At 56.6% G+C, this 17,371-nt stretch carries 16 protein-coding genes and 1 pseudogene; 5 read left to right on the forward strand and 12 right to left on the reverse strand.

Annotated elements, in window-relative coordinates; all coding sequences use genetic code 11:
- The first annotated feature begins 103 nt into the window (after window positions 1-103).
- Both degQ and degS read left to right on the forward strand, forming a co-directional pair.
- Window positions 104-1,471: a serine endoprotease DegQ gene (gene degQ, locus EAE_RS04605; protein ID WP_015369479.1), complete on the forward strand. Its 1,368-nt coding sequence runs from the start codon at window positions 104-106 to the stop codon at window positions 1,469-1,471.
- Window positions 1,472-1,558: 87 nt separating this feature from the next.
- The gene (gene degS / locus EAE_RS04610) at window positions 1,559-2,617 is read left to right on the forward strand and encodes an outer membrane-stress sensor serine endopeptidase DegS (protein ID WP_015703614.1); all 1,059 of its coding nucleotides are present in this window, start codon (window positions 1,559-1,561) and stop codon (window positions 2,615-2,617) included.
- Window positions 2,618-2,645: 28 nt separating this feature from the next.
- Here degS and EAE_RS04615 read toward each other — a convergent pair whose 3' ends face one another.
- The 10 genes and pseudogenes from EAE_RS04615 to mdh form a co-directional block, all read right to left on the reverse strand.
- Window positions 2,646-3,344 (reverse strand): hypothetical protein, encoded by a 699-nt coding sequence (locus EAE_RS04615; protein ID WP_015703615.1) that lies wholly within the window; start codon window positions 3,342-3,344, stop codon window positions 2,646-2,648.
- Between the two features lie 881 nt (window positions 3,345-4,225).
- Complete coding sequence (locus tag EAE_RS04620; protein ID WP_015703616.1) at window positions 4,226-5,527, reverse strand: oxaloacetate decarboxylase subunit beta; 1,302 nt, start codon at window positions 5,525-5,527, stop codon at window positions 4,226-4,228.
- Between the two features lie 15 nt (window positions 5,528-5,542).
- Window positions 5,543-7,310: pseudogene (gene oadA / locus EAE_RS04625) on the reverse strand (sodium-extruding oxaloacetate decarboxylase subunit alpha).
- A gap of 15 nt (window positions 7,311-7,325) precedes the next feature.
- A complete protein-coding gene (locus EAE_RS04630; RefSeq protein ID WP_015703617.1) occupies window positions 7,326-7,574 on the reverse strand; it encodes an oxaloacetate decarboxylase subunit gamma in 249 nt (82 codons plus the stop codon).
- A gap of 142 nt (window positions 7,575-7,716) precedes the next feature.
- A complete protein-coding gene (ttdB, locus tag EAE_RS04635; RefSeq protein WP_015703618.1) occupies window positions 7,717-8,334 on the reverse strand; it encodes a L(+)-tartrate dehydratase subunit beta in 618 nt (205 codons plus the stop codon).
- The gene (gene ttdA, locus EAE_RS04640; RefSeq protein ID WP_015703619.1) at window positions 8,334-9,233 is read right to left on the reverse strand and encodes a L(+)-tartrate dehydratase subunit alpha; all 900 of its coding nucleotides are present in this window, start codon (window positions 9,231-9,233) and stop codon (window positions 8,334-8,336) included. The genes ttdB and ttdA overlap by 1 nt, the downstream gene beginning before the upstream one ends.
- A gap of 32 nt (window positions 9,234-9,265) precedes the next feature.
- Window positions 9,266-10,534 carry an SLC13 family permease gene (locus tag EAE_RS04645; protein ID WP_015703620.1) on the reverse strand — a complete coding sequence of 423 codons (1,269 nt, stop codon included), beginning with the start codon at window positions 10,532-10,534 and terminating at the stop codon, window positions 9,266-9,268.
- Between the two features lie 211 nt (window positions 10,535-10,745).
- A complete protein-coding gene (locus tag EAE_RS04650) occupies window positions 10,746-11,411 on the reverse strand; it encodes a GntR family transcriptional regulator (RefSeq protein ID WP_015703621.1) in 666 nt (221 codons plus the stop codon).
- The gene (locus EAE_RS04655; RefSeq protein WP_015703622.1) at window positions 11,398-12,027 is read right to left on the reverse strand and encodes a GntR family transcriptional regulator; all 630 of its coding nucleotides are present in this window, start codon (window positions 12,025-12,027) and stop codon (window positions 11,398-11,400) included. Before EAE_RS04655 ends, EAE_RS04650 begins: the two co-directional genes overlap by 14 nt.
- A gap of 131 nt (window positions 12,028-12,158) precedes the next feature.
- Window positions 12,159-13,097: a malate dehydrogenase gene (mdh, locus tag EAE_RS04660; RefSeq protein WP_015369475.1), complete on the reverse strand. Its 939-nt coding sequence runs from the start codon at window positions 13,095-13,097 to the stop codon at window positions 12,159-12,161.
- Window positions 13,098-13,512: 415 nt separating this feature from the next.
- Here mdh and argR point away from each other — a divergent pair, with 415 nt between their 5' ends.
- The 3 genes from argR (at window position 13,513) to yhcN-B (ending at window position 14,994) form a co-directional block, all read left to right on the forward strand.
- Window positions 13,513-13,983 carry a transcriptional regulator ArgR gene (argR, locus tag EAE_RS04665; RefSeq protein ID WP_015369474.1) on the forward strand — a complete coding sequence of 157 codons (471 nt, stop codon included), beginning with the start codon at window positions 13,513-13,515 and terminating at the stop codon, window positions 13,981-13,983.
- Between the two features lie 380 nt (window positions 13,984-14,363).
- A complete protein-coding gene (gene yhcN, locus EAE_RS04670; protein WP_015369473.1) occupies window positions 14,364-14,627 on the forward strand; it encodes a peroxide/acid stress response protein YhcN in 264 nt (87 codons plus the stop codon).
- Window positions 14,628-14,727: 100 nt separating this feature from the next.
- Window positions 14,728-14,994 (forward strand): DUF1471 family stress response protein YhcN-B, encoded by a 267-nt coding sequence (yhcN-B, locus tag EAE_RS04675; protein WP_015369472.1) that lies wholly within the window; start codon window positions 14,728-14,730, stop codon window positions 14,992-14,994.
- Window positions 14,995-15,043: 49 nt separating this feature from the next.
- On the opposite strand, the gene EAE_RS04680 is transcribed toward yhcN-B, so the two are convergent.
- On the reverse strand, window positions 15,044-15,319 hold the full coding sequence (locus EAE_RS04680; protein ID WP_015369471.1) for a barstar family protein: 276 nt from the start codon (window positions 15,317-15,319) through the stop codon (window positions 15,044-15,046).
- 84 nt (window positions 15,320-15,403) lie between these two features.
- Window positions 15,404-17,371, reverse strand: coding sequence for a p-hydroxybenzoic acid efflux pump subunit AaeB (gene aaeB / locus EAE_RS04685; RefSeq protein ID WP_015369470.1), 1,968 nt, complete (start codon window positions 17,369-17,371; stop codon window positions 15,404-15,406).

Here is a 17,371-nt window from a genome sequence, read left to right on the forward strand (position 1 = left end):
CAATTTAAGCACGGACCGCATTGTTAGCCGGTCGAAAATTCAATAACATCAAACCATTCAGACGTATTTTCCATACACCTCAGGTTACGAGAGCCAGCATCTAATGAAGAAACAGACTTTGCTGTTGAGTGCGTTAGCGTTAAGCATTGGATTATCGTTGTCGGTCCTGCCTCCGGCGGCGGCATCGCTGCCGACCCAGGTTCCAGGCCAGGGCGCGCTACCGAGCCTCGCGCCGATGCTGGAAAAAGTATTGCCTGCGGTGGTCAGCGTGCAGGTAGAAGGCACCGCCTCGCCGGTGCAGAATATGCCGGAAGAGCTGAAAAAATACTTCGGCGACAACGCGCCGCAAGAGCAGGCGCAGCCGTTTGAAGGCCTCGGTTCAGGGGTGATTATCGACGCCGCCAAAGGCTATGTGCTGACCAACAACCACGTAATAAGCCAGGCGCAGAAAATCAGCATTCAGTTGAACGATGGCCGCGAGTTCGATGCCAAACTGGTCGGCAGCGATGAACAGAGCGATATAGCCCTGCTGCAGGTTTTAAAACCCAGCAATTTAACGCAAATCGCCATCGCGGATTCCGACAAGCTGCGCGTCGGCGATTTCGCCGTTGCCGTCGGCAACCCCTTCGGCCTCGGGCAAACCGCTACTTCCGGCATCATCTCCGCGCTGGGTCGTAGCGGCCTTAATCTCGAAGGGCTGGAAAACTTTATTCAGACCGATGCCTCAATTAACCGCGGCAACTCCGGCGGCGCGCTGCTGAATCTCAACGGCGAACTTATCGGCATTAATACCGCCATTCTGGCGCCGGGCGGCGGCAGCATCGGTATCGGCTTCGCCATCCCGAGCAACATGGCGAAGACCCTCGCCGATCAGCTTATTCAATACGGCGAAATCAAACGCGGCCTGCTGGGCATTAAAGGCATGGAAATGAGCGCGGATATCGCCAAAGCGATGAATATCAACGCTCAGCGTGGCGCCTTTGTAAGCGAAGTCCTGGCCAATTCAGGCTCCGCAAAAGCTGGGATTAAATCCGGTGACGTTATCGTCAGCATGAACGGCAAGCCGCTAAGCAGCTTCGCCGAGCTGCGCTCGCGTATCGCCACTACCGCCCCTGGCACAAAAGTAAAACTGGGGCTACTGCGCGACGGCAAACCGTTGGACGTCGAGGTCACGCTGGATAAGAGCACCTCCTCCACCGCCAGCGCCGAGCTGATTATCCCGGCCCTGCAGGGAGCGGCGCTAAGCGATGGCCAGTTAAAAGACGGCACTAAGGGCGTGAGCATCGATAACGTCGATAAAGGCAGCGCGGCGGCTCAGGTTGGCCTGCATAAAGACGATCTCATTATCGGCCTCAACCGCCAGCGCGTGCGTTCCATCGCCGAGCTACGTAAAGTGCTGGAAACCAAACCGGCCGTCATCGCGCTGAATGTGCTGCGCGGTAACGAAAGCATTTATCTGCTGCTACGCTGACGGCTGCATCCGGACATCGCGCGTCGTGCGATGTCCGGATAAGTCATGCTATGCTGCGCCTGCCCATTAATTAACGATATTCGCATCATGCCAGGAAAGCTTTTACGTTCAGTCCTTATCGGTTTAATCGTCGGCGGCATCCTGCTGGCGGCGATGCCTTCGCTGCGCCAGTGGCAGCTCTCGTCGGCGACGCCGAGCGATACCGCTGACGAATCGCCCGCCAGCTATAATGCTGCGGTAAGACGCGCCGCGCCGGCGGTGGTCAACGTCTATAACCGCGCGCTGAACAGCACCAGCCATAACCAGCTGACGCTCGGCTCCGGCGTTATCATGGACCAACGCGGATATATCCTCACCAACAAGCACGTCATCAACGATGCCGATCAGATAATCATCGCCTTGCAGGATGGACGGGTATTTGAAGCCCTGTTGGTCGGTTCCGATACCCTGACTGACCTGGCGGTGCTCAAAATAAACGCCAGCGGCGGCCTGCCGGTTATCCCGATTAACCCGAAACGCGTTCCACATATCGGCGATGTGGTACTGGCGATAGGCAACCCGTATAACCTTGGGCAAACCATCACCCAGGGTATCATCAGCGCGACCGGTCGTATCGGCCTGAACCCCACCGGGCGACAGAATTTCCTGCAAACCGACGCCTCTATCAACCACGGCAACTCCGGCGGCGCGCTGGTCAACTCGCTGGGTGAACTGATGGGTATTAACACCCTGTCGTTTGATAAGAGCAATGACGGCGAAACGCCGGAAGGGATCGGCTTTGCCATCCCGTTCCAGCTGGCGACCAAAATCATGGATAAACTGATCCGCGACGGCCGGGTGATCCGCGGTTACATCGGGATCAGCGGCCGCGAGATCGCGCCGATGCATGCGCAGAGCGGCGGCATGGATCAGATCCAGGGGATCGTCGTTAATGACGTCGCACCTGACGGCCCAGCGGCGCAGGCCGGGATCCGCGCCAATGATGTGATCATCTCGGTGAACGATAAACCAGCGGTTTCGGCGCTGGAAACCATGGACCAGGTCGCAGAAATTCGCCCGGGTTCAGAAATCCCGGTGGTCATCATGCGTGATGATAAGAAAATCACCCTGCACGTGGCGGTACAAGAATATCCGGCGACAAATTAACGATTAGCGCTCCGTTATCGGAGCGCGATTAATCAACAAACAGCGGTCCGGCCGGGAATCTGGCCAGAAACCCGGTCACCGCCAGTAACGACCGCAACGATGGCCAGCAGATCTGCCGCTCCCGCAGTTCATCATCCAGCGTCAGTAACGCGAACTCCCCTCTCTCGCCGAGAACCCCGCCCTGCCACAGCAGCCGTTGCGCCTGCTGCCGCGCCCATGGCGATTCACTCTTCCAGGCCAGCAAATGCAGCAGCGACTGTTGTAAGCAAACGCTGTGCGAATGGTTGTCCCGCAACAATCGTCGATACACCGGCAGCGAGATACTGCGTACGCTGTAGAAACCACTGCGCGATTCACTATCAGCCTGCGCCACGCTGGCGCACATCTGCCCGGCGAGATCGCATAAACGATTATGCGTCAGCGGCTGGCGCAGCGCATCCAGATGCCCTGCGGCGGCGCAAAGCAGGCCGCTCCTTTGCCGCTCATGCGTCAGCGAACCCAGCAACGCCGCTACCGTTTCAGCCTTCCCGGTCTGCGCATGCTGTACACCTGCGTCATAACAACAGACAAAGAAATCATGGCTGCCACGGACGACCGGCGGGTGCGCCAGCAGATTCAGCGCCGGATGCAGTTGTTCAAGCTCCTCCAGCGACGCCAGAGTGTCATCAATGACCCCCTCTTTTGCCGATGACCTGCTGCCAGGATGTAATGCTACCGTTTCATTCATCAAAGCCTCCTCAGGGAAAATTCCCGGCTCGTGCGGCGCCCGGCCGGGCTACGGGGTCACCGGTCGCCCGGATAAGGCGACTGCCGCTATCCGGGAACCTCTCCCCGGTGGCGCTACGCTTACCGGGGCTACAAACCGGAGCGGACCGGTAGCCCGGATAAGGCGCCTGCCGCTATCCGGGAACCTCTCCCCGGTGGCGCTGCGCTTACCGGGGCTACAAACCGGAGCGGACCGGTAGCCCGGATAAGGCGCCTGCCGCCATCCGGGAACCTCTCCCCGGGGGCACTGCGCTTACCGGGGCTACAAACCGGAGCGGACCGGTAGCCCGGATAAGGCGCCAGCCGCCATCCGGGAACCTCTCCCCGGTGGCGCTGCGCTTACCGGGGCTACAAACCGGAGCGGACCGGTAGCCCGGATAAGGCGCCAGCCGCCATCCGGGAACCTCTCCCCGGTGGCGCTGCGCTTACCGGGGCTACAAACCGGAGCGGACCGGTAGCCCGGATAAGGCGCCAGCCGCTATCCGGGAACCTCTCCCCGGTGGCGCTGCGCTTACCGGGGCTACAAACCGGAGCGGACCGGTAGCCCGGATAAGGCGCAAGCCGCCATCCGGGAACCTCTCCCCGGGGGCGCTACGCTTACCGGGGCTACAAACCGGAGCGGACCGGTAGCCCGGATAAGGCGCAAGCCGCCATCCGGGAACCTCTCCCCGGTGGCGCTGCGCTTACCGGGGCTACAAACCGGAGCGGACCGGTAGCCCGGATAAGGCGCCAGCCGCCATCCGGGAACCTCTCCCCGGTGGCGCTGCGCTTACCGGGGCTACAAACCGGAGCGGACCGGTAGCCCGGATAAGGCGCCAGCCGCCATCCGGGAAGGATGCCGGCTTACATCGCCAGCACGTACTTGAGCATCACCCCGGCGGCGATCGCCGAGCCGATCACTCCGGCCACGTTCGGGCCCATCGCGTGCATCAGCAGGAAGTTCTGCCCGTCCGCTTCCAGACCCACCTTGTTGGACACCCTCGCCGCCATCGGCACCGCCGACACCCCTGCCGAGCCAATCAGCGGGTTGATCTTGTGTTTACTGAACATGTTCATCAGCTTCGCCATGATCACCCCGGCGGCGGTGCCCACGCAGAAGGCGATCACCCCCAGCAGCAGGATCCCCAGCGTCTGCGGCTGCAGGAACTTGTCCGCCACCAGTTTGGCCCCCACCGACAGCCCGAGGAAGATGGTGACGATGTTAATCAGCGCGTTCTGCACCGTATCGCTCAGCCGATCCACCACGCCGCTTTCGCGCATCAGGTTGCCGAAGCAGAACATCCCCAGCAGCGGCGCGGCGTCCGGCAGCAACAGCGCCACCAGCAGCAACAGCACCGCCGGGAAGAGGATCTTCTCGCGTTTGCTCACCGTACGCAGCTGCACCATGCGGATCTTCCGCTCTTTGTCGCTGGTCAGCGCCTTCATGATCGGCGGCTGGATCAGCGGCACCAGCGCCATATAGGAGTAGGCGGCCACCGCGATGGCCCCCAGCAGCTCCGGCGCCAGCTTGCTCGACAGGTAGATAGCCGTCGGGCCGTCGGCGCCGCCGATGATGCCGATGGCCGCCGCCTGCGGCAGGGTGAAGTGGATGAAGCCGAAGTAGTTCAGCGTCAGCGCCCCGAGCACGGTGGCGAAGATCCCGAACTGCGCCGCCGCCCCCAGCAGCAGGGTGCGCGGGTTGGCCAGCAGCGGGCCGAAATCGGTCATCGCCCCGACGCCCATAAAGATCACCAGCGGCGCGATACCCGAGCCAATCGCCACCTTATAGAAGATGGCCAGCACCCCGGAGGAGTAGCCCATATCCACCGCCAGCGTCTCCATCTGCCCCTGTACCGACGGCAGGGCCAGCGCCAGCGCTTCCTTGATGGCGTGGACGTCCGGCGCGCAGTTGAGCTTCGCGGCAATCACCGCCAGCTGGACCGGGTCGTGATGGGCCAGCAGGTTTTCCAGCGCGCTCAGCGCCAGCCCGGCCTCCGGGATATTGGAGAGCAGGCCGCCGAAGCCAATCGGCAGCAGTAGTAACGGCTCGAACTTTTTAGCAATCGCCAGCCACAGCAGCAGCAGGCTGACCAGCAGCATCGCCGCCTGGCCGGCCCCCAGGTGCATCAGCCCCATGCCCTGAATCAGGGCGTTCAGACTTTCCATTTGCGCTCCTCGTCCTTACGCCAGCTGCAGCAGGGTGTCGCCGACCGCCACCGCATCGCCGGATTTCACCGCGATACCGCGTACGGTACCGGCCTGCGCGGCGCGGATTTCGGTTTCCATCTTCATGGCTTCCAGAATCAGCAGCACCTCGCCTTCCGCCACCGCCTGGCCTTCGCTGGCCAGCACCTTCCAGATGGTGCCCGCCAGCGGCGCGGTCACCGGGGTGCCGGCGCCGGCCGGGGCGGCAGCCTGAACCGGTGCGGAAGACGGGGTGGCCGTCGTCAGCTGGCTGACGTCGCCGCCGTCGCTGACCTTGACCACGAAGGCTTTGCCTTCCACTTCGACGGTGTAGATACCGGAGGCGGCGGCTTTTGCCGGCGCGGCAGATTTTGCTTCTTCCACCTGCGGCACCGGCTCAAAGGCCGCCGGGTTGTGGCGGTTTTCGAGGAACTTCAGGCCGATTTGCGGGAACAGCGCCACGGTGAGCACGTCGTCGATGGCGTTTTCGGCAAGCGTGATGTCCTTCTCCTGCGCCTGGCGTTTGACGTCGGCTTCAAGCTCCGCCAGCTCCGGCTTGAGTAAATCCGCCGGGCGGCAGGTGACGGCGTCGGCGCCGTCGAGCACCCGCGCCTGCAGGGCGGCGTTAACCGGGGCCGGAGTGTGGCCGTATTCGCCTTTCAGAATACCGGCGGTCTCCTTCGCAATGGTTTTGTAGCGTTCGCCGCCCAGCACGTTGAGCACCGCCTGGGTGCCGACAATCTGCGAGGTCGGGGTCACCAGCGGGATGAAGCCGAGGTCCTCGCGCACGCGGGGGATTTCCGCCAGTACCTCATCCAGACGGTGGGCGGCGCTCTGCTGCTTCAGCTGGCCTTCAAGGTTGGTGAGCATCCCGCCCGGCACCTGGGCGACCAGGATGCGGCTGTCGGTGCCTTTCAGCTGGCCTTCGAAGGCGTGGTATTTTTTGCGCACCTCGCGGAAGTAGGCGGCGATGCTCTCCAGCTTGTGGATATCGAGGCCGGTGTCGTACGGCGTGCCGGCGAGGGTGGCCACCAGCGCTTCGGTGGCCGGGTGGCCATAGGTGGCGCTCATCGAGGAGATGGCGGTATCGACGCCGTCGACGCCGGCTTCAATGGCCTTCAGCAGCGCCATCTCCGCCATGCCGGTGGTGGCGTGGCAGTGCAGGTGCAGGGTGACGTCATAGCGTTTTTTGATTTCGCTGACCAGCTCAAAGGCGGCATGCGGGGTGAGGATGCCGGACATGTCCTTGATGGCGATGGAGTCGACGCCGGTCTCCAGCAGCTGTTCGGTGAGGTCGAGCCAGGTCTGCAGGGTGTGCGCCGGGGCTGGTGGTGTAGCTGAGGGTGCCCTGGGCGTGGGCGCCGTGGCGGCGGACCGCCTGCAGGGCGGCCTGCATGTTGCGCGGGTCGTTCATGGCATCAAAGACGCGGAACACGTCCATGCCGTTTTTGACGGCGCGCTCGACAAAGCGCTCCACCACGTCATCGGCGTAGTGGCGGTAGCCGAGCAGGTTCTGGCCGCGCAGCAGCATCTGCAGCGGGGTTTTCGGCATCGCCTTTTTCAGCTCGCGCAGGCGGACCCACGGGTCCTCGCCGAGGAAGCGGATGCAGGCGTCAAAGGTGGCGCCGCCCCAGCATTCGAGGGAGCGGTAGCCGACGTCGTCGAGCGCAGCCGCAACGGGCAGCATATCGTCGAGACGCAGACGGGTGGCGAACAGGGACTGGTGGGCGTCGCGCAGGACGACATCGGTAATGGCAACGGTCATGAATTCCTCCGTGAATTAAGAATTAAGGCGGCGATGGTGGTGAATGGCGGCGACAATCGCCGGCTTTAAACGGGCGAAGTCGTCGGCGGGCGCGACGGCCGCAGGCGCCGGTTTGGGCGCGGCAGGCGGCTCAGGGAACAGACGGGTAACGGCGAGAGACATTCCCCGGATGGCGAAAATGAGCAGCAGCAGGAACGCCAGCACGAAGCCCATGCCGAGGAACATCAGGGTGAAGCCTTCGCCTAACAGAACGGCATCAGTCATAAAATAGCCTTTGGAGGAGCGCAATAATGGCGTGATGAACAACCGCGATAGCCGAGTGGATTTCCCCAGACCACATAGTCAGAAGCCTCTTTATCGCGGAAATTAATTCTCGCCATTACTGCGCAAGATATTTAACCGGGAATTATTTAATGAAACTTACGTGCTGGCAGATTTCATCGGCGACAATTTCTTTGCGCTGATTAAATATCACCTTATTCTGCTCAAATAGGTTATTTCCGTGGGTATCGATCGACACAATAAGCGGACCAAATTCTTTCACCCGGCAAACCCATAAGGTTTCCGGCATACCCAAATCACGCCACTGGGCGTCTTCAATTTCTTCAACACATACCGCGGCGACCACCGCGCAGCCGGCCGGGAAGACACAGTGGAGCGCTTTATGTTCGGCACAGCCCTCTTCGGTCCCCTTACCCATGCCGCCTTTGCCGACGATTAATTTCACACCGGTCTTAGCAATAAATTCTTTTTCAAATTTCTCCATGCGCATACTGGTGGTTGGCCCAACAGAAACCATTTCAAATTTATCTTCCGTACCTTTAATCGGCCGCACAATGGGCCCGGCATGTAATATCGCGCCGCCGGCAACGTTGACCGGTAATTCACGACCGCCTTCAATTAAACGACGGTGAGCTACATCACGACAGGTAACAATATGACCATTGAGATAAATAATATCGCCCGCTTTAATATCAGCTAAATCTTCATCTTTAATTGGCGTAGTGAGTATTTTTTTAGTCATCAGAAAGCCACTCCTGTGTGAGACGTAATGGTGTAATTCAAATCTTTATCGAAAACGATATGTCCTTTGCGGTGCGACCAGCAGCCGACGTTGACCGCCACGCCGATGGTGGAAGGATGGCGCGCAGTGTTTTCGATATTGACGCCCATCACCGAGGTGTTACCGGACATCCCCTGCGGGCCAAGGCCAATTTTGTTGATGCCGTCTTCGAGCATTTTCTCCAGCGATGCCGCGCGTTCATTCTCATTACGCGACCCCACCGGGCGCATCAGCGCTTTCTTCGACAGCAGCGCCGCGGTTTCAACGGAGGTCGCGACGCCAATGCCAACCAGTAGCGGCGGACAGGCGTTCAGGCCATAGCTGGTCATCACATCCAGTACGAAACGGGTTACGCCTTCGTAACCGGCGCCCGGCATTAGCACCATCGCTTTACCCGGTAGCGAGCAGCCGCCGCCGGCCATATAGGTGTAAATGCTGCACTGGTCGGAATCGGAGACGATCTCCCAGAATACCGTCGGCGTACCTTTACCCACGTTTTTACCGGTGTTGTATTCGTCAAAGGTCTCCACGCTGTTATGGCGCAGCGGAGAATCCACGGTGGCTTTAATCACCGATTCGCGCAGCAGCGCTTCCAGTTCGCCAATCAGCGGGAAGTTGGCGCCGCACTCAACCAAAAACTGAATCACGCCGGTGTCCTGGCAGGAGGGACGATCCAGCTCTTTGGCCAGACGCTGGTTTTCAACCATGGTGGTAAAGATGACGTCAGCCAGCTGGCTGGTCTCTTTTTTATGCAACTCTTTCAGTTTTGCAGTGACGTCATCAGGCAATACTTTGCCGGTATATCCCACGAATTTGGCCATAATATCGGTCATTCGGGATATCTGTTCGCTTTTGCTCATAAAGGCTCCTTAGTCAGAACAGCGTCCGTAAATTACGGGTGAAAAGGGAAAAGAATTGGCAGCAGTACGAGGCTGACAATGGTCGAAACAATAATCAGAGGGAGGCCGGATTTGGCGTAATCGACAAACTTATAGCCGCCGGCCGAGAGCACCATCATGTTGGCGGGCATACCGATCGGCGTCGCGTAGGCGCAGGAACTGCCGATAACGGTCGCCATCAGGACCGCTTTCGGATCGGCGCCCATACCGGCCGCTATCGACAAACTCACCGGTACCAGTAGCGCGACGGTAGCGGTATTGGACATAAAGTTGGTCATGATGACGGACAGTACAAAGACCACCACCATCAACATGAACGGGGAAGAGTTCTGGCCCAGCATGCCGATGACATGATCGGCAACCAGCTTGCCCGCGCCGGTCATTTCCAGCGCTTTTGCCAGCGCCAGCGTGCCGCCAAAAATGAAAATAGTTTGTGAATCAATCGCTTTGTAAGCCTGCTTTTCCGTCAGCACGCCGGTAAACACCAGTACCAACGCACCGATACAGCCTGCAACCGTCAGGCTAATGCCGGTCTGTTTCTCAAAAATCATGCCGAGGATCGTGGCGATCAGCACCACCAGCGACAGGATCTGTTTCCAGCGCGGAACGTCGCTGTAATCACGCTGTTCGCCGACGCCGCCGACTTCGCCGCTATTCCCGGTAGCAGGCAGAAATTTATAGCCAATTGTCAGGAAATAGAGGATGCCGCAGAGCAGCATCGGTAAACCCACTTTCGCATACTCAAAAAAGCCAAAGCCGCTACCAATATTCTGTAACGCCGATTGCGCGATCAGGTTGCCGGGCGCGCCAATCAACGACAGGTTGCCGCCGAGGGCGGCGGCAAATACCAGCGGCATCAGTAAACGAGAGCGGGCAAAACCCGATTTCGCCGCGACGCCAATCACCACCGGGATCAGCACCGCCGCCGTACCGGTGTTGGAAAGAAAGCCCGACATCACGCCGACCACCACCATGATGGTGAAAATCAGCTGTTTTTCGGTTTTGGCAAAGTGAGTGATCACCCCGCCGACTTTATTGGCCATCCCGGTTTCAAATAACGCCCCGCCGACGACGAACATGGCGACAAAAAGAATGACGTTGGAGTCGATAAAACCAGCAAAAGCTTGTTTTAGATCCAACACGCCGGTGAGTACTAACGCCACGCAGACCACCATGGAAGTCACTGCCAAAGGCACCTTCTCCCAGACGAACATGACGATAGCGAACACCAGCAAACATAAGGTGATGGTAATCGGTTCCATACTTATAATTATCCCTATCAATGATATATGATATTGTATCCAATATTGACGAGGGAGAAATTATTCCCATGCAAAAAGTAAGTCAATGCGTTTTTGAGGAAAGATCGCGCAGTGCGATCTGCATCAAGATCCTGCGCAGATCGTCACAAGAAGTGATTAATAACGATGATCAATAAGAAAAAGCCTGCAGTTGCTACACAGGCAATTGGCGTTACACGGTAGTATCAGGAAGGTAGCGCGTTAACATGTTCTCCATCGAGCGGATAATATGCTTGCGCATACGCTGGCGCGCCAGCTCTTCATTATGCTGCTCAAGTGCCTGTAAAATCTCTTTATGTTCGTGGATGGAGATAGCGGCATACTCCGCTTCGGTCACCTTGTACCCCATCGACAGTCCGTTCCACATATTACAAAGCAGCATCTTCATTTTTTCGTTGCCTGCGGCGTTCCAGATCTCCATATGGAAAGCCTGGTTCAGGTCGGAATATTCAGTGAAGTTATTATCGGCCAGCGCTTTTTCCGCTGAGTAGTGTACCTGGGCAATGCGCGAAATATCCGTGCCGGGACGGGAAGCTTTCGCCACCGCCTCGCTTTCCAGCAGCGCGCGAATTTCATAATGCTCGCGGATCGTCTGCTCGTTGATCCCCAACACCACCGCGCCTTTATTGGGGCGGACTTTAATCAGGCCATCGGCGGCTAAAATCTGAAACGCTTCGCGTACCGGCATGCTGGAAACGCCGACCATACGGGCAATGCCTTCGAGAGTTATCTCCTGCCCTTCCACTAAATCCCGCGAAAGAATCGCTTTGCGTAATACCGCCGCGACCTGCTCTTTCGCCGAAAGAAGCTTAATTTTCCCTAATTTAGGCTTCTGCACTTTCCCAATCCTTCATATGTTGACGCATAATTTCCGCAAGCATGAGGAAATAACGCTGTGTTGCCTGAGCAATATTGCCCGCATCGCCGCGGCTAATGGCTCCGGCCAGTTCATGTAGTATCAGTGCCGATTCCTGGCTATCGTCTTTCAGATACAGGATGACATAAGAGATATATCCATCCAAAAATTGCTGATAAGCCTTCGCCAGATAGCGGTTATCAAGATAGGAAATCAGCAACTGATGAAATTCCAGTTCGCGAGTTTTGTCGCCAGGCTGCGCCAGCGCTTGTGCGCGCCCGAGCAGCAATTCCCCCTGGTTTGCCGGCACCAGAGTGAACAATTCGGCAGCCATCACCGCGATCACGCGAAAAATTTGGCTAACATCATCAGGCACCAGTTTTGATACCTGCATATGGCGGTTAGGCAAGCGCACCAGAAAGCCCTCTTGCTCAAGGGACTGCAACGCTTCTCTAACCGGCATACGTGAAAGCCCTAGCTGCTCGGCAATACTCTCCTGCGCCAGCTCATCTCCCGCTTTCATCGCTCCGGACAGAATTTGATAGCGAATGATTTGCGTAATGTGGTCCCTGGTCTGCTTTCGTTCGATCTTTTTCACAACGTCCTCATTGCTTAGGGCTTAAGACGCGGGGATTTTAGCAGATTTAGCCGCCAGGCGGCGCATTCGGCAGGGATATGAGGCGATAAAAAAGCCGGAACGACGGTTCCGGCTTTTCTGCTAAGTAGACATTACTTATTCACGAAATCTTCGCCGAGGGCGATATCTTTCTTCAGCGTATCCAGCATGCCTTCCAGCGCCTGCTGTTCAAAAGCGCTAAGTTTACCGATGGACTGGCGCTCTTCCACGCCATTTTTGCCCAGCAGCAGCGGCTGCGAGAAGAAACGGGCATACTGGCCGTCACCTTCGACATAGGCACATTCAACCACGCCTTTTTCACCCTGCATTGCACGCACCAGTGAGAGCCCGAAACGCGCAGCGGCCTGGCCCATCGACAGCGTCGCCGATCCGCCGCCCGCTTTCGCTTCCACGACTTCCGTCCCGGCGTTTTGAATACGTTTGGTGAGATCCGCGACTTCCTGCTCACTAAAGCTGACGCCAGGGATCTGCGACAGTAAAGGCAGAATAGTGACGCCAGAGTGGCCGCCAATGACCGGAACTTCAACCTCTGTTGCCGACTTGCCTTTCAGCTCGGCGACAAAAGTATTAGAACGAATGATATCGAGGGTGGTAACGCCAAACAGTTTGTTTTTATCGTACACACCGGCTTTTTTCAGCACTTCGGCGGCGATAGCGACGGTGGTATTTACCGGGTTGGTGATAATACCGATGCAGGCCTGCGGACAGGTTTTTGCGATCTGCTGCACCAGGTTTTTAACGATACCGGCATTAACATTAAATAAGTCGGAACGATCCATGCCGGGCTTACGCGCGACGCCGGCGGAAATCAGCACCACATCAGCGCCTTCCAGCGCCGGGGTGGCATCTTCACCGGAGAAACCTTTGATTTTTACATCTGTGGGAATATGACTTAGATCTACCGCCACGCCCGGCGTAACCGGAGCGATGTCGTACAACGAGAGCTCTGAACCTGAAGGCAGTTGGGTCTTAAGTAGTAGGGCAAGCGCCTGGCCGATTCCACCAGCGGCGCCGAGGACTGCAACTTTCATCCTAAACTCCTTATTATGGTTAATATAGTCTTTCGTTATTCCGTCGCCTGGACCTTAATTCACAAGATGAACAATTACAATAATTATGGCTGAAGAATGCGGGGTACGCGCAATGATGCAGCAAATTCGCATTTTTCTTCCTGAGACTGGCCATCCAGCAAAGCCGTAGTACCGGATCGACTATTGGTTACAATACACCCAGCTCACTCGGCAAAACAATATCAATTTCATAACATTTATTTCACTTTTACAGCAATTTACCCGCTGTGATGCAGGCATGTTCCTCATCAGGGTTATTTGCTAAAATATGCGCCTTTCATAACATTATTTACGCTATTCCTTTGCGGATTATTTGCATAAAAATGCACTTGTATGCATAATGATGTTGTTTTTACCACCATAATCTGGGTGACTTATGCGTAGTTCGGCAAAACAAGAAGAACTGGTTAAAGCGTTTAAATCGCTGCTTAAAGAAGAAAAATTCAGCTCGCAAGGCGAAATCGTTCAGGCGCTGCAGGAAGAAGGTTTCGAGAACATCAACCAATCGAAAGTTTCCCGCATGCTGACAAAGTTTGGCGCCGTTCGCACGCGTAACGCCAAAATGGAAATGGTCTACTGTTTGCCTGCCGAACTCGGCGTGCCGACGACCTCCAGCCCGCTGAAAAATCTGGTGCTGGACATCGATTATAACGATGCGGTGGTGGTGATTCACACCAGCCCCGGCGCGGCGCAGCTAATCGCACGCCTGCTGGATTCCTTAGGCAAAGCCGAAGGTATTCTGGGTAGTATCGCGGGTGATGACACTATCTTTACCACCCCTGCCCGCGGTTTTTCCGTTAAAGATCTCTACGACGCGATTCTGGTCCTGTTCGAACAGGAACTCTAAGCGCTCCCCCTCTGGTTCCTGCCAGAGGGTTCTTCCCCGCAAAATGCTATCCCCCAAACCTTCAAATAAAGCAGCATTTTTTTAACATTTAGTGTGGTTTTCCACCTCTATACATTCCTTTACCGAATGATAACGGCTAAAGCGCACAAAAGATCAAAGCGCAATATCTATTTGATTTAAATATAAATAATCATGATATTCACCCCATGAATGACATTTCTAATTCTTATACGTTATAAAAACGACATTTCTTGGAAATTATTTACACTGAAAACAATTAGCATGGTATTAATATTTTTGGTGATTAGTGTATACTTGATTTTGTGATGAGGGTCACGAAACAAAGCCCCCTAATAATAAAATTCGACGAGGTGAACATCATGAAAATCAAAACCACTGTAGCCGCACTCAGCATGCTATCCGTACTGTCCTTTGGCGCTTTCGCCGCTGATTCAATCAACAGCACTCAAGCGGAAAGCCGCCAGTCACTGGGCACCGTATCTATCGGCGCGGTAGGTTCTTCCCCGATGGATATGCATGAAATGCTGAACAAAAAAGCACAAGAAGAAGGTGCTTCTTCTTATCGCATTATCGAAGCTCGCACCGGCGACCATTGGCACGCCACTGCTGAACTTTATAAATAAGCTTTAACGATTGTCGGTCATTAACTGAAACAGTATCTCTTCAGCGGCCTGGGTTCATACGAAATCTCCCGCCGCTGCACATAAGGTTGGAGTCAAGATTATGAAAAGCGCAATTATCATCGCATCCCTGGGTCTGGCATCTGTTCTCTCTTTCGGCGCAAGCGCAGCCGTACAGCAAGTGAACGCCGATCAAGCACAAAACCTGCAACCAATGGGCACTATCTCTGTATCGCAAGTAGGTAGCGCGCCAATGGATATGCGCCAGGAACTGGCGGCTAAAGCCGAGAAAGAAGGCGCCAGTAGCTACCGCATTATTGAAGCTCGTACCGGCGACAGCTGGCACGCGACTGCTGAGTTGTACAAATAAACCCTCGTCGTCTTATCCGACGACTTGCCCCCGCCTGCCGGGGGCTTTTTTATGCCCAACGGGCATTGAAACGTAGTTGTCCTTCCAGCTCCTCTTCCGCTTCATCGAACAGCAAAATTAACGCGCCAAAGCGACGACGCTGTTTTTCATCCAGATGGACAAATTCAATCTCCAGCGGGAACGGTAGGCGCCCTCCCGTCACCGCGCTCCACAGCGCGTCAAGGTTATCCACCTGCTTATCCGGTAGCGCGAAGGCGCGGGAAAACTCACGATAGAAATCCTGTTGCTCAGCTATTTCATCAAAATCAAAGGTATAAATAGTCATTGCCCGGCGCCCCTTCCGCTCTGTCCCTCTACACCAAATAAGTATAGCGATAAAAAAACCGACGCCGGGGCGTCGGTTCGCAGGTTAGCTATTGGTGAGCACGTGCTGATATTTTTTCAGCATATCCACCAGCCGTCGCACCGGCTCAGTAACCTGGGGCGACGCCTGCCAGTGAAGGAGTTTTTCCTGATAAACATCAAGCTCTTCCAGCAGACGGGTAAAGTAACGGCGGCGCTTATCATCGCTGCCGGCGGAGATAACGTGATCGGCGGTTCGCCGCAGCTGACGGTGGAAGGCCGACAGATCCTCGTTTACCGGCACCGGGGCATCGCGTAGACGCTGGTGCGCGATAATCAGCGTCAACGCTAAGCGAAAGCGGGCGATATCGCCGGGAAACTTGTTCAGCAGTAAAAACAGCTGTTGATACAGCGCCGGCAAATGGTTCTCTTTTCGCCTTGCGCTGTTAGTAGTGAGCGAAGAGACCGCCGCCGAGACGAACTGGTTCAATAACACCCGTCCGGTGCGTGCCTGCGAGTTATCACGCACTAACAGAATCACCATCAGCGCGAGGAAACAGCCGACAATCTGCCCCAGGGCGCTATCGAGGAACTGGCTAAACTGGAACTGCATCGGGTTATCCAGCACCAAAATGTTGATGGTGCTCGCTAAAGCCCCCAGCGATCCCAACCGCCGCTTTTGTACCTCAATGCCAATAAAGAACGCCATCGCGGCAAGGCTGATACACAATAGCAGCATGCTCTGTTGCGTCGCAGGCATGACGACAAGGAAGAACAGCGCGCCGAGCGGTAAAGCGGCAAGGGTGCCATAGAGGAAGTCTAAGGCCACCATCCGCGGGTTAGGCAGACGCATCGCCAGCGCGGTCACCACGGCAATCATGACCATCGCCCCGCTACCGGATGTCCAGCCGGTCCATAGCCAGAACAGGGTGCCGAGAATACAGGAAATGGAGGTTCGCCAGAAGTTAACCATCGCGTGGTGACGTTCGGCGGACTCAACCTTCACCACCGTCTCGCCGCGTAGAACTTCATCTTCAATACGGCTGATTTTGGTGTTGCCAACCACGCCGCGCTTGAGCAGCAGGTAACGCGTCGCCGCGCCGACCCAGCTATAAATAGTGACCGGCGTATTGTGTTCACCTTTCCATGTCAGGAAGCGGCGCATACGCTTAAGCTGTTGATGCACATCCTGTACCGTTTCCACTGGCTCAGCGAACAGCTCGCGGTAGTCGTCAGTCACCATCTCCGGGCGTGAGTTCTGGATCAGATAGGTTTCGCAGGCCTGAGTAATCAGCGTCAGCGATAGCGTGTTGATCGCCTTTAGCCGCTGGTTGACCTTCGACCAGCGCGAAGATTCCATGATCAGATTGCCGCGCATTCCTTCCAGCGCGGCAGTACGGCGCACCAGCGCTCCCCAGGCTTTGTCCACCACCTCGCTATCGCCATGGGCGACACAAAGCTGCATCAGGCGATACTGATCCAATAGCAGGTTATCCAGTTCGAGGTCGATCTCTTTTTTGATGGAGCGCGGGGAAAATAGCAGATCAGCAACGATGGCGCTGACGATCCCGATGACGATTTCGCTACAGCGCTCGACGGCAAACTGCGGCGCCAGCATCGGGTCGGTATGAATGGTGATGATGATAATCAGCGCCGTATAACCCGCCAGCCCCCAGGCGTAGGAGTTTTCCACCTTCACCAGCGAGGAGATCCAGGTGCAGAAACCGGCCCAGAGACAGCAGACCAGCATCATCAACAGCGGCGCGCGGATCATGAGGATAATGATCGCCAGCGCGGCAATACAGCCGATAAACGTCCCGGCAATACGCAACATTCCACGATAACGAATCGCCCCGGAATAGGGTTCACCGCCGGCGGCAAATGCCGGGCCGGCGGTCACGATAGCTGCGGTCAGTACGGCCCAGCGCGGCGTCTCAAGCTGAAAATGAAAGCCGACAAACAGCGCCAGCACCACCGCGCATGCAAGCTTAATGGCAAAGCGGAGATGCCGGGGAGCAATGGTATAGGTCCCCAT

This window comes from Klebsiella aerogenes KCTC 2190 (assembly GCF_000215745.1).
Lineage (GTDB): Bacteria > Pseudomonadota > Gammaproteobacteria > Enterobacterales > Enterobacteriaceae > Klebsiella > Klebsiella aerogenes.